This is a genomic window from Planctomycetota bacterium (assembly GCA_038746835.1).
GTDB lineage: Bacteria > Planctomycetota > Phycisphaerae > Tepidisphaerales > Tepidisphaeraceae > JBCDKH01.
In genome coordinates this window covers 1-12,308 of the sequence record JBCDKH010000109.1, presented here as the reverse complement: position 1 = coordinate 12,308, position 12,308 = coordinate 1, and the positions used below count along the sequence as shown (strand labels likewise).

General features: G+C 62.8%; 9 protein-coding genes. 6 read left to right on the top strand and 3 right to left on the bottom strand.

Translation table 11 applies throughout. The annotated features are described in order from the left end of the window. Positions 1–118: 118 nt before the first annotated feature. Complete coding sequence (locus AAGI46_11235) at positions 119–1,660, bottom strand: alpha-L-fucosidase (GenBank protein MEM1012778.1); 1,542 nt, start codon at positions 1,658–1,660, stop codon at positions 119–121. A gap of 219 nt (positions 1,661–1,879) precedes the next feature. On the opposite strand from AAGI46_11235, the gene AAGI46_11230 reads away from it, so the two are divergent. The 4 genes from AAGI46_11230 to AAGI46_11215 all read left to right on the top strand — a co-directional run bounded on the left by AAGI46_11230 (position 1,880) and on the right by AAGI46_11215 (position 7,939). After that, on the top strand, positions 1,880–2,989 hold the full coding sequence (locus AAGI46_11230; protein ID MEM1012777.1) for a LacI family DNA-binding transcriptional regulator: 1,110 nt from the start codon (positions 1,880–1,882) through the stop codon (positions 2,987–2,989). Positions 2,990–3,067: 78 nt separating this feature from the next. After that, a complete protein-coding gene (locus AAGI46_11225; protein MEM1012776.1) occupies positions 3,068–5,440 on the top strand; it encodes a hypothetical protein in 2,373 nt (790 codons plus the stop codon). Continuing rightward, complete coding sequence (locus AAGI46_11220; protein MEM1012775.1) at positions 5,440–5,763, top strand: hypothetical protein; 324 nt, start codon at positions 5,440–5,442, stop codon at positions 5,761–5,763. The genes AAGI46_11225 and AAGI46_11220 overlap by 1 nt, the downstream gene beginning before the upstream one ends. A 4-nt stretch (positions 5,764–5,767) precedes the next feature. Then, positions 5,768–7,939: a glycoside hydrolase family 2 TIM barrel-domain containing protein gene (locus AAGI46_11215; protein MEM1012774.1), complete on the top strand. Its 2,172-nt coding sequence runs from the start codon at positions 5,768–5,770 to the stop codon at positions 7,937–7,939. An 81-nt stretch (positions 7,940–8,020) separates the two neighbouring features. On the opposite strand, the gene AAGI46_11210 is transcribed toward AAGI46_11215, so the two are convergent. Then, complete coding sequence (locus AAGI46_11210; GenBank protein ID MEM1012773.1) at positions 8,021–8,557, bottom strand: hypothetical protein; 537 nt, start codon at positions 8,555–8,557, stop codon at positions 8,021–8,023. Between the two features lie 499 nt (positions 8,558–9,056). Between AAGI46_11210 and AAGI46_11205 the strand changes: the two genes are divergently transcribed. Continuing rightward, the gene (locus AAGI46_11205; GenBank protein MEM1012772.1) at positions 9,057–10,508 is read left to right on the top strand and encodes an alpha-L-fucosidase; all 1,452 of its coding nucleotides are present in this window, start codon (positions 9,057–9,059) and stop codon (positions 10,506–10,508) included. Between the two features lie 139 nt (positions 10,509–10,647). On the opposite strand, the gene AAGI46_11200 is transcribed toward AAGI46_11205, so the two are convergent. Next, positions 10,648–11,601, bottom strand: coding sequence for a type II secretion system protein (locus AAGI46_11200; GenBank protein MEM1012771.1), 954 nt, complete (start codon positions 11,599–11,601; stop codon positions 10,648–10,650). Between the two features lie 384 nt (positions 11,602–11,985). On the opposite strand from AAGI46_11200, the gene AAGI46_11195 reads away from it, so the two are divergent. Then, positions 11,986–12,308: hypothetical protein (locus AAGI46_11195; GenBank protein ID MEM1012770.1), on the top strand; the 323-nt coding region annotated here is incomplete at its 3' end.

Below are 12,308 nucleotides of genomic sequence, written 5' to 3'. Positions count from 1 at the left end.
GTGGTACACGGGCGGCGGTCACACGAAGGCTGCGTTCTAGGAGCGCGACTTCCTCAAGCACCTCGCCGGCGGTCTTCGCTGGGTGACGAAGATCGAAGACTGATCCGTCGCGGAAGCGTCAGCTCGTCGGTGCGTCGAGGTCCGCAGGCACGTCGCTGCCGCCGGCGTTGGCGGTGCGCTTGGGCGGCTCGGGCGGCTCGACGTCGATGCGGAGCACCTGGGCGACGTCGTTGGGCAACTGATCCGGCAGCGTCACGTGCAGGCCGTCGACTGCGACGGACCACTCGATCGGTGCGTCGCTACCGAGCAGGGAGACCTGCGTGACCGCGCCCTTGAGAAGCCGCATGTGTTTGCCGAGGCTGCGGATGATGACGCCCGTGTCCGCCGGCGTACCGAGCAGCGTGGCGTAGAGGAGACGGTCGCCGCGCCGGGTGAAGCGAATGTCATCAGGCTTGAAGCCTTTGCTGAGCTTTTCCTGGAACGTGCCGGTCGCGATGCGTGTCGGCCCCTCGCCGAAGGTCGACCACGGCCGAGTTCCGTAGACGGCCTCGCCGTTGGTTTCGAGCCACTTGCCGATCTCACGAAGCACGTCGGCCTGGCCTTCGGTGATGGTGCCGTCCGGGCGCGGGCCGACGTTGAGGAGCAGGCAGCCGTTTTTGCTAACGATGTCGACCAGATCGTGGACGAGCGACTTGGCCGACTTGTAATCGTGAATGTCGGTGTAGCCCCAGCTCTTGCGGCAGATGGATGTGTCGGTCTGCCAGAAGTCAGGCCGAATCTCGTCGAGACTGCCGCGCTCAAGGTCCCACACGCCGGTGCCGGGTGCGAAGTCCTCTTCCTTGTAGTTGATGACGGGCTCGAAGCCTTCGCGGACGCCGAGGTTATAGTAGTGGGCCGCAAACTCCCGGCGATACGGCTCGAACTCGGGCCAGCCGATGCACCAGTCGAACCAGACCAGCTCGGGCTTGTACTTGTCGACGAGCTCGCACGATCGCTGGAGCCAGTCGTTCAGGAAGTCCTCGTCAGCCGGCTCGTCTGGCCCGTGCGGCCGCGGGTAGATCGGTGAGCGGTCCGCGTCGGTGGTGTCGAAGTTGTCCGCGTAGCTGAAGAACCGCCAGTTGTACGCGCGGTGACTGCTGGCACAGAACCGCATCGTGCCGTCGGACTTCACGGCCTCTGCAAGTTCGCCGATGATGTCGCGCTTGGGACCCATGTGGACGCTCGTCCACTCGCTGCCGCTGTAGTCGTAGTGGGCGAAGCCGTCGTGATGCTCCGCGACGGGCACGACGTACTTCGCACCGGACGCGCGGAACAGCTCGACCCACTCGACCGGGTTCCAACGTTCGGCCTTCCACTGCGGGATGAAGTCCTTGAAGCCGAAGTCCTTCAGCGGGCCGTAGGTCTCGAGGTGGTGACTGTGGATGGGCGTTTCGGGCTCGTACATCCGCTTCCCGTACCACTCGCTCCCGAACGCCGGGACGGACGCGGCGACCCAGTGGATGAAGATTCCGAACTTGGCGTCCAGGTACCACTCGGGAACCTGCCACTGCTTCAGGGAGGACCAGGTCGGCAGGAATGGCTGTTCCGCAAGCTTTCTTAACGGGGCAGAGTTGTTCACAGGAGTGGCGGCCTTGGTGGTGTCGGTTGATTCGGGTCGCATCGGAGCCCGAGGAGGCAGCGTCACTTTACTGCAACAGAAACAGGAAGCACGCCAATCGTGCCACCTTGTCGGGTTGGCGAAAGCAATCGAGTGGGCTGTTCCGTCCGTCTGCAACGGATACAGGTGTCACGGCTTGCACGCGTCTGGATTGGGAAGTTGTGGAAGTCTGTGATAAAATTGAAGTCTCGCTCCCGCAGCTGCGGCTCACGCGAAGACCTCATGGCCTTGACGATCTACGACGTTGCGAAGGAGGCGGGTTATTCGCATACAGCGGTGTCCGCCACCTTGAACGGGCGGGGTGACAAAGCCGGCATCGGTCAGGTCGCACAGCGCAAGATTATCGAGGTCGCTAGCCGGCTCGGCTATCGCCGTAACGCGTTGGCCAGTGCTTTGTTCGGCGGAGAGAACCGCGTCCTGGGCGTGATGATCAGCGAGCCGGACAAGCAGTGGGTCGGCCAAATCGTCCGAGGAGCACTGGCCGCGGCGAGCGATCGCGACTACCTGCTGAAGATCGTCAGCTCCGCCGACACGCCAAGACCGGTCGAAGGCATCCTGGACGTCTTTCTGGAACAACGCATCTCGGGCGTCTTCCTCGCAGATTTCGAGCCGGGTTACAAGATCCCCGAGCTCGTCGCCAGCGATGCGGGTCGGCGTCGCCTCAGGCTCGTCAACTGCAACAGCGACCTGCTCATTCCCGGCCGGCACATCAACCCCGACGACGAAGACGGAACTCGCCAGGCCGTCCACCATCTCGTCGAGCTGGGCCACAAAAGAATCGGCTACATCGGCCCACGACCCATCGGCGAGGGGCGTGCGACCGTCCGCTGGCGCGGCTATCACGCGACGATGACCCAGCATGGGCTCGAGGCTTCCGAAGAGCTGGAGCACTTCGTCGGTTGGGTGCCCAATCGTGGCGATTCCATCAAGGCCGAGTGGCTGGCGAACGGCGCGAAGCGCATGCCGACGGCCGTGCTGTGCGCGAACGATCAGATCGCCGCACGCGTGATTCGCCAGTGTCGTCGCAACGGGCTGGAGGTGCCTGCGGACGTCTCGGTCATCGGTTTCTCCGACGAGTTGCTTGGCAGATACGTCGACCCGCCGCTCACGAGCATCAACCAGCGATTCGTCGACGTCGGTCGACGTGCGATCAACCTGCTGATCGACGAGCTGGAGGCCGACGTCGCACTGCTGGCCGAAGCGGCGCGTGACGGCGAAGCGGGTGCGAAGAAGAAGCCCAAGCCGCGCGACGTGACCATAGACGTGAGCGAGCAGATTCTGATGCCCGTTCGCCTCATCGTGCGCGAGTCGACAGCAGCACCACGTTCGTGATCGGACCGTTCGGTTTGCAGGTGCCGGACGTGCAGTCGAGCCTTTGGCTTTCGCTGTAAAGACACGTACCCTGCGGCCATGTTCGCAAGAGCTGGAACCGCCCCGCGCAAGGGCTTTCGTGGCGGTCTGATGATCGTTCTCTGTGCCGCGACCGTTCTGTTGGGAGTCTCGCTCGTCGCCACGCCGGCGGCCGCACTGCTGCCGCCTGAAGGCGAAGCGGCGATGCAGCGGCACGCAGACTTACTCGAAGCCGCGCATCGGCATGAGCCACAGCTGCGTCGGCAGGTCAACATCCAAGCCGACTACGTGACGGCCGTCGTGTTCGCTCGTCCTGGAGCGATCGACGTGCGCTCCGAGATTGACCTTCCGCCCGATCTGCTGCGTCACTGGGGCGAGTGGCGAAGCATGCAGGTTCACGGCGACACCGCTGGCCTCAGCTTTTTCTGGCGAGATCCCGAAGGTCAGATCAAGCCGATCGAGGTCGAGTGGCGCAGCGAGACCACCGCTGGGCTCAAGGCCAAGAGCCTCCCGTTTGGCGAGGACAATGCTCAAGGCCACACCTTCATCATCGAAGGCGTCGGCCGGGTCGATGACGTTCGCGTTGTCCCGCCGACGCCCGGGATCGCACCGGAGTTCGACGATTCGCCGTGGGCGACGCTTGGTGCGGACAAGCCGACCATGCCCGTCATCGTGCGTGTCGATCCGACGCAGCGTCGAAGCATCGCGGGCATCGACACGTTCGAGCGTGAGAAGTACCTCAACGTCTACGCCAACATCTTCGGCGGTCCGGACGAGCCGTTGGACTTCGTTGCCGAGCACGGTTTCGAGCCGGGCCGGCAGATGTTCAAGTTCCACGAGCACCTGGAGCTTGGTGAGGAGTCGAGCGATCGCCTTCGCGAAGATCCGCTGCGCCCCGGCCACGCCGACCTGTCGTTCTTCGACGAGGCCTATGACGATCCGAAGTACGTCGCGCAGGCCGAGCGATGGTCGGAGACGCGCTACGCGATGTGCATGGACAACTGGCCGAGCTTCATGTGGGCGGACGTTCCGTTCGAGAAGGGCGCCCGCGGCACGCCGGCAGTCGAGCACTTCGACGCGGCCGCCGAGCTTGCCGCCGCGTGGCTACATCGTCACGCCGAGACCTACGGCCGAACGCCCACCTGGATCGAGGTGAAGAACGAGTCGGACATCAGCCACGAGTGGGGTTTTCACGCCCTGCCGGAGGTCGACTCCTGGAAGCTGCTCGGCGAGTTTCACAATCTCGTCGCCGATGCGATTCACGAGCGTTACCCCGACGTCGCCGTCGCCGGTCCGACTGCGGCATGGCCTGCGTTTGCCAACGGCGACTGGCGGGTCGCCCGCAACCACCTTCGCTTCCTCGACCTGACCAAGGGTCACCTCGACGCGTACAGCTATCACTTCTACGACCCGAAGAAGCTGATGATCGAAGACAGGTATCGCAACCTGGGCGATCACACGTACCTGCTCGGCGAGATGCAGAACGTGCTCGATCTCGTCCGGTCGCATCAGCACAACACGGACAACGTCAAGCCGCTCATCATCACGGAGTACGGATCACTCCACAGCGACGCCTCCGCCGCCGGCCAGTTCATGCCGCTGCGCAACTACAGCGCGTACATGACGCAGCTGATGAACCGCCCGGACATGGTCGATCTGGCGGTGCCGTTCATCCTGCCCATGCGGTGGTGGGACAAGTTCAATCCGGCGTCGATCTTCGTCTTCGAGTCTGACGACTCGGAGGAGACGTTCATCACGGATCAGCAGTACTTCCTTGATCTCTGGCAGGACTACGCGGGCGACTTGATCGCGGTTGCGTCGGACACTGACGACGTCAACGTCCACGCGGTTCGCGACGGCCGGACGATTCAAGTCGTCGTGAGCAACCTTCGCAGCCGACGCGCGACCGTCGACCTGCGATTGCCTGGCATCGAGATCGAGTCGGTGACTCAGAAGCGGCTGTTTCTCGAGGCCGGCGAGTTGGTCTTCAACGAGGTCGACGTCGAGGACCTGTCGAGTGTTCCCGTCGCCGTCGAGGAGACGACGATCGTCCGCATCGAAACCGCGGATGCCCTCGACTTCGAACGCGGTGTCGTTGAAGAGCACTCGTTCTCGACGATCCAGCTCGCTCGGACCGGCGTGCCGACTGTCGGGACGATCCCCGCAGCAAATGCCGATCGCGGTGTGCTTCGCGTCGGGCTTCATCGCTCCGGCGGCTTCGACCAGCCGCTTCAGGTCGAATTCAACGGACGGCCGTTCGAGGTCTCGCTCGACGACAGCCGCGGCATCGGGCAGTACAACGACTTCGTCGAGATCGACATTCCCGGCGATCTGATCCGCAGCCACAACGACCTTTCCCTCAACATCAACCAAGCGAACGGGATGATCCAGTTCGCCAGGCTCACCACCTTCACCAGCCAATCGACGGACTGATGCGCGAAACCTTCCTGATGAACGACGGCTGGAGATTCCACTTCGGCGATCTGGCGAAACGAAACTTCAACGCGATTCACGGCGGCCGATTCGACGTCACGGAGTGGATCAAGTCTGGCAATCACGGCGTGTCGTTCCCGCCGTACCCAGACGATGACTGGCGTGAGGTCGACCTGCCGCACGACTTCGTCAACGAGACTGGCGACTACTCCGAGCAACACGAGCGCGTTCACGGCTCGCTCCCGACGGGCGTCGGCTGGTATCGCAAGTCGTTTCACGTCCCCCGACACCGACGAGGGTCGTCGCCTTTCGCTCGAGTTTGACGGCGTGTTCCGCGACTGCCAGGTCTGGGTGAACGGGCACTTCGTCGGAAGGCACCTGTCGGGTTACACAAGCTTCGCCTTCGACATCAGCGACGTCCTCCACTACGGCGAGGTCAACACCGTTGCCGTCCGCGCTGACGCAACGCTGTACGAGCTTTGGAGCTACGAGGGCGGCGGCATCTATCGCGATGTGCGGCTGGTCAAGACGTCGCCGCTCCACGTCGACCACTGGGGCACGTTCGTTCACGCCGATCTCGCCGACGATTACACGTCGGCTGCTGTCGTCGTCGAGACGACTCTCCGAAACGCCGCTGAATCGGCGGACGCCGCTGACGTGCGCGTCGACGTCCTGGCCGGCGATGTGTCGGTGCTTTCGCTGACGGGATCGACCTCCGTGCCCGCGTTTAGCACGGCGACCCTTTCGCTCGACGGCACGCTCGACTCGCCGAGGCTTTGGTCTTGCGACGATCCACAGCTCTACACGCTGCGGACGACCATCTCGCGCGACGGCGATGTGGTCGACGTGACCGAGACTCGGTTCGGCGTGCGGAGCTTCCGGTTTGATGCTGAAACTGGCTTCTACCTGAATGGTGACCCGCTGAAGCTCAAGGGCGTTTGCCAGCACCAGGACCATGCCGGTGTCGGGGTCGCGATGCCGGAGGCGGTGGAACGGTTCCGCGTCGGCGTGCTGAAGCGCATGGGCGTCAATGCGATTCGGACGAGCCACAACCCGCCGTCGCCGAAGCTGCTGGACGTGTGCGACGAGCTGGGTGTTCTCGTTATGGACGAAGCTCGGATGGTCGGCACGTCGCCGGAGCTCATGCAGCAGCTCGAGGATCTGATTCGTCGCGATCGCAACCACGCGAGCGTCCTCATGTGGTCGGTCGGCAATGAGGAGATGAACGTCCAGAACACGATCATCGGCATTCGCCAGATGAGGCGGATGCAGCAGCGGTGTCACGAGCTCGATCCGACTCGGAAAGTCACGTACGCGATGAACGCCGGCTGGCACAAGATCAGCCGATTCCACGACGAACAGGGCTTCCACTTCGACGTGTTCGGCGCCAACTACGTCTGTCGCAAGGCGTACGAGGTCTCGGGCACGATGTACGACGACTTCCACCAGAGCTTTCCCGAATGGCCGATCCTCGGTGCGGAGACCGGCGGCAGCGCGTCGACGCGTGGCCTGTACCTCGCACATCAGGATGCCGCGCCGATCAGTGAGAGCGAGACGCACATCAAGCCGCAAGTCACCAATCCGAAGCGTGACACGTTCGTCAGTGCTTACGGAGAAACGTTCACGCCGTGGGGTTACTCGGTCGAACAGACGTGGATCGACTGCGTCGAACGGCCTTGGCTGGCGGGGACTTTTTTGTGGACGGGCATGGACTATCGCGGCGAGATTTATCCCGCCGATTGGCCCAACGTCGTCACCTGTTACGGCCTGACCGATCTGTGCGGCTTCCCGAAGGACGCGTACCACTACTACAGAGTCCACTGGAACGATGAGCCGGCCATGCACCTCTTTCCGCACTGGTCGTGGACCGGGCACGAGGGTGAAGTGATCGATGTCTGGTGTTACGCCAACTGCGCTGAGGTCGAGCTGTTCCTCAACGACACATCGCTCGGCCGGCAAGCGATGCCGGCGATGCGTCATGTCGAGTGGGCGGTGCCATTCGCGCCCGGAACGCTCAAGGCTGTCGGCTATGACCAGAGCGGTCAGCCAGTCCTGGAGCAGACACACATCACCTCGTCCGGAGCTTCCGCCCTGCGGCTGGAAGCTGACCGATCGGCGTTCCGAGCCGACGGCGAAGACGTCGCGGTTTTGACCGTTTCAGCGGTCGATTCGAAAGGCAATCCGGATCCCGTCGCGGCGCATCACGTCGCGTTTGCGGTCGAGGGTCCGGCAAAGTTGATCGGCGTCGGGAACGGAGACCCGGCGAGTCACGAACCCGACAAGGCCGACCACCGGCGGCTGTTTAACGGGTTGGCTCAGGTTCTCGTCCAGATGACACGCGAGCCGGGTGTCGTCAAAGTCACGGCAACCAGCAGCGGCGTGGCGCGTGCCGTGATCGAGCTGTCATCCGTGCCGGCGGAAGCGCGACCGTGGATTTCGTCGATCGAACCAACCGCCGCCGACGACAAGACGGAAGCGGCGATCGACAACGCACTCTGATGGCTGGCGTTGATCGACGCGCGACCTGCCCTTGTCGCGACGTCAGTCTCACCATATCGACAGAGTGTCTTGCCCGGCCGGCTACGGACGGACCTTCTTGCCGCGGGCTGACGCGTCGCTGACGATCTTCCGCCCCGCATCGGATCGCGCGGGTACCCAGTCGCCACCACCGACGGCCTTGAGCTCGCGTCCGGGAGGTGCCCCGTTGATCGTCGGGACGACCGGGTAGTCTTCGAAGGCGGTGTTCTCGTCGGGCACGAAGTTCTCAAGTTCCTTCTGAGCAGCTTCCCGTCGCTCAAGGAAGTTGACGTAGTTCTGTCGGCCTTCAGGAGTGAAGCGCTCGAGGTAGAGCACCTTGCGTTCGCCGCCGACCTCGAAGACGTGGGCGAGCACGGAGTCCTGCCCTTCAATCTGGGTCGGCGGAACGTTGGATGCGTCGGCGGCGAAGAACGTCTCGCCACCATCGGACGTGAAGAAGTTCTGCGTGACCGTCGTCAGCTGTGGCTTACTCTCTTCGATCTGCCTGTAAACGATCCAGGTGATGCAAGCGGCAATCAGGAGTGCGAAGACGGTCGTCGTCAATCCTTTGTTCTTTTCGATGGACTCTCTGATGGACATGGCAGAAGGGCAAAAGTGAAAGGCTCGGGGCAGGTGTTCGTGCTCGCCGCAGTGGTGGCCTGCGGGCGGGTGGTGGCAGCGAGCCTGCAGCTAGGTTGTTAAAAGCGACGTACGACAGTCGGACGACGAGTACCGACGTCGACCGGGCCAGAAGTTGACAGCTACACCGGCCCCACTCTGTTCGCAGTCGGTTCGACTCGCGACGTCGTCTGACGATGCGTGCAAACAGATCATCCTGCGCTGTCCTCCTGATACCCGCAGTCCAGGCGGACTCATCGCGCTGGACCATCTTGACGTCTCGGCGGCTTGGTGCCGCTTTAGTATGAAAGTACCCTCTCTTTGTGCACCCTGCAAGCACGACGCAATGCGGCAGCAGATCGCCGAGAACAAAGGCGATCAACCTCTCCGCTAACGGGCGACGCACGCCCGACCGACAGTCCACGAACGACTCGTCGCCGCACTCCCCTTCTTGGCCTCTTCTTCGAGATGGCCTTTCACGATGACTCCAACCGACGAGATCAAGCCGACGTGGGAATCGCTGATTGCCAGCTTCCAGTGTCCCGACTGGTTCCGTGATGCAAAGTTCGGCGTCTGGTCTCACTGGGGGCCGCAAGCGGTTCCTGGCCAAGGCGACTGGTACGCGCGGCACATGTACATGCCCGACCATCCGATCGGCCGCTACCACCGCCGCGTTTACGGACATCCGTCGGAGTTCGGCTACAAGGACATCGTCCGTCAGTGGAAGGCCGAGCGATTTGACGCCGAGGCGCTCGTCGGATTCTTTGCTGATCACGGTGCTCGCTACTTCGTCGGCCAGGCGTGTCACTGCGACAACTTCGATCTCTTCGACTCCCGTCACCATCGCTGGAACAGCGTCAACATGGGTCCCGGACGGGACATTCTGGGTGCGTTTCGTGATGCGACGCGTAACGCCGGACTGCCCTGGGGCTTTTCGGAGCATCTGGCGTGGAGCTACTCGTGGTTCAACGTCAACAAGGGTGCGGACAAGACCGGCCCCTACCGCGGCGTCCCCTACGACGGCAATGACCCGGACAACGCCGACTTCTACTTCCCGCCGCATGATGAAACCGAAGCGCAGTTCGCGCTCCGGCCATCACGAGAGTTCGTCCGCTCGTGGCAGGAGCGACTGATCGACGCCATCGACCGATACGAGCCTGACTTGTTTTACACCGACGGCGGTGTGCCATTCGGTGATGACGGACTGAAGGTCGTCGCGCACTTCTACCGAGCGGCACAGCAACGGTTCGGCGGACCGGGCGGCGTCTTCAACTACAAAGACGTTGGCGGACGTCGGCCCGACTTCAAGAAGAACACGGGCACCTTCGTCGCCGGGGCGGGAGTCGAAGACCTCGAGCACGGCGTGGTCGACGGGATCAGCGACGATCCGTGGCAGTGCGACACCTCGTCTGGCCCTTGGTACTGGATGCCGTCGGCCGCGTATCTCTCGCCCGCGCGAATCATCCAGACGCTGGCCGATGTCGTGAGCAAAAACGGCAACCTTCTGCTGAACTACACGCAGCGGCCTGACGGATCACTCGACGAGGAGACCGAGTGGATCGCGACCGAGGTTGGCAAGTGGCTCGACATCAACGGCGAATCCATTTTCGGGACGCGCCCGTGGAAGGTCGCGGCCGAGGGTGCGAACACGTTCGGGTCGGGCGAGATGAGCTTGCTTTGCGACGCGACGTTCGATGCGACGGATGCTCGCTACACCGCCAAGGGCGACACTCGGTTTGCGATCGCCTTCGGCAAGCCGTCAGCACGCGATGGCGGCTGGTGTTTCGAGTCGATGCGCGGGGAACAGGTCGATCGCGTGACGCTGCTCGGGCACGGCGACGCGCTCGCCTGGTCGTTGAACGACGACGGCCTCGTGGTCCAGCGGCCTGACGGTCTTCGCGGCGATCACGCCTGGTGCTTCAAGATCGAATAGTCGGCAGCGTTTGCTCGATCGCGAGGTCAGCAAAACGGCTATTCCGCTGCATCAAATGAAAGGCGGCGTGCCACCCGGAACCAGGTGACACGCCGCAAGATGAAGTCGGATTTCAGAGCACCTCAGTGCGCCGAGTCGATTAGTTGTCCGACGAGACCGTGCTCGGAACCGCCGGAGCGAAGTCCTGGTTCGAGAGCCACATGCCGTTGGCCACTGTGACGCTGGCAGCACCCCAGTTCTCGATGAACGTGTCGGTGGTCTGCGGCTCGTCGAGCGTGTCGTTTGGAGCAAGCGTCTCAGCATGGCCGTCGACGAAGGTGTAATTCCACTTGCCCTTGTGGTAGGGCTCGATCGCGGCGTAGACCTGAGTCGTGTTGCGGATCCAGCCCTGGTAGACAGGGTTGAAGACGCCAGCACCCGTCTCGTGGCCGGAGATCTGGACGTCCGACGGGTTGTCGGCGTACAGGATCAGGCTGGAGCTTGAGTCGAGCGTGCTGATCTTGACAGCTTCAAAGAATGGGTTCGGGTTGCTACCGGTGCCCCAGCCGAATGCGATCGCACCAGGGCCACGCGGGATGCCGCGGGGCCAGTCGGGCTGGCCGTCCCAGTTGATATTCATCGAATAGCTGCGACGGTTTGCTGTACCCTGCTGGCGAAGCGCTTCGTACCAAGCAAATTGGTGAACCGTTTCGTCGTTCGGATCGGTGAAGATCTCATGGATCGAACGGACGGTCCAGTGAGGAACGACGTCGTTATTGATGTCCTCTCTGAACGTGTCGCCGGTGTAGCTGCCCTGAAGGAGCAGGTCGTCCCAGGCGACGCGAGCGTTGCCGACGGTGTAGCCGTCGTAGACCGAGCCATCACTGAAGTGAATGCCCGCGTAGGGCAGCGTGCTGTTGTTGTCGTTGACATACATCATCGTCGCCGTGCCCAGCTGGCGATGATTGCTCAGGCCCTTGACGCTGCGTGCGGACTGCTGAGCTTGCGAGAGCGTCGGCAGCAGAATGCTGATCAAGAGGGAGATGATCCCGATGACGACGAGCAACTCCACGAGCGTGAAGCCGCGGCGACGGGAAGAATGGGTATGAAACATGAGGCCTCCTCAAGTGGGTAAGAACATGCTCGGATGATCTCGTAGCGGCGGGAACTACCCGCGTGCGGTCTTCCTCACAGCTTTCGTGATAAAGTAACAGCGCGGGTGGGTCATCGTCAAGAACATGTGGACTTGAAAATCCTTGAAAACAACCCTGTGCGATCGTGCCGCCGACGAAACTGCGACACGCCTCTAGCCCGTGTATCGGAACACCATCCGACTACCTTCACCGGGACACGTCGCACGCTACCGTCTTTCCTGTCATTGTAAAGTGAACTTGCGCCAGCGACAGGATCAGCCGGTTCGTAGGGCCTCGGATCTGGCACCGTCTCTTCGCCGAATCGCCCCATCGTTCCAACGCCCGTCGGCCCAACGCGACCCACCATGAGAACCCTCCACCGCGACGCCATCTCGTTGTCGGTCACTGCACTCGCCGCAGCCATGACGGCCACTTCAGCCCTGGCCGACGTGCGAATCCAAGTCGATGTGACCACCGTTCGCAGCATCGACGGACACTCCGAGTTGGACCGCAACAAGTTCTTTGCCGTCTGCGACAGCGGAAGCATCGCCCAGAGAGCGCCAGACGATCAAACGCTCGACTTCTTGCTCGATGATCTCGATGTCCGGTTCGGACGACAGCTCGGCCCCGTCCGCTGGGGCCTGGGCGGACGGGCGTCGTACCAGGAAGACCCGTCACGCCCGGGCTT

What these genes read in the sequence shown, in the direction of transcription:
- AAGI46_11205 (MEM1012772.1), top strand. Translation starts at nt 9,057, where the DNA reads ATGACTCCAACCGACGAGATCAAGCCGACGTGGGAATCGCTGATTGCC.
- AAGI46_11220 (MEM1012775.1), top strand. Translation starts at nt 5,440, where the DNA reads ATGCGCGAAACCTTCCTGATGAACGACGGCTGGAGATTCCACTTCGGC.
- AAGI46_11210 (MEM1012773.1), bottom strand. Translation starts at nt 8,557, where the DNA reads ATGTCCATCAGAGAGTCCATCGAAAAGAACAAAGGATTGACGACGACC.
- AAGI46_11200 (MEM1012771.1), bottom strand. Translation starts at nt 11,601, where the DNA reads ATGTTTCATACCCATTCTTCCCGTCGCCGCGGCTTCACGCTCGTGGAG.
- AAGI46_11225 (MEM1012776.1), top strand. Translation starts at nt 3,068, where the DNA reads ATGTTCGCAAGAGCTGGAACCGCCCCGCGCAAGGGCTTTCGTGGCGGT.
- AAGI46_11235 (MEM1012778.1), bottom strand. Translation starts at nt 1,660, where the DNA reads ATGCGACCCGAATCAACCGACACCACCAAGGCCGCCACTCCTGTGAAC.
- AAGI46_11230 (MEM1012777.1), top strand. Translation starts at nt 1,880, where the DNA reads ATGGCCTTGACGATCTACGACGTTGCGAAGGAGGCGGGTTATTCGCAT.